The following is a 296-nucleotide window of genomic DNA, read 5'->3' on the forward strand; positions in this document are numbered from 1 at the left end:
GTGTATACCCAGCAACAACATTTTTATGAAGGAAACCTTCCTTTTGAACTCCCCTCATCCCTTTTGTTTCATAGGCTTGCTCCATTCCCTTCTCTTGCATTGCGTGAAAAGTAGAATAATGATATTCATGCCCCTTCGCTGTTTCTCCTTCTTTAAGAAGGAAGTTCCCTTTCTCTCCAGTTATTTCTCTATAACCAATTGCAGCGAGTCTTTTTTCCATCTTTACAACTCCTGGAATAACCCCAACCATAGCGTGGTTCTTTTGATCTAACGTTGCGATTGCTTCACATAAATAC

The 296-nt window shown here is 40.2% G+C and carries 1 pseudogene; it reads right to left on the reverse strand.

Annotated features, from left to right (window positions below):
* Positions 1 to 250 (reverse strand): annotated as a pseudogene (locus tag AOA60_RS29505) (hypothetical protein); the annotation flags it as partial.
* Positions 251 to 296: the final 46 nt, after the last annotated feature.

Source organism: Pseudomonas sp. 2822-17, assembly GCF_002742485.1.
GTDB classification, from domain to species: domain Bacteria; phylum Pseudomonadota; class Gammaproteobacteria; order Pseudomonadales; family Pseudomonadaceae; genus Aquipseudomonas; species Aquipseudomonas cyclaminis.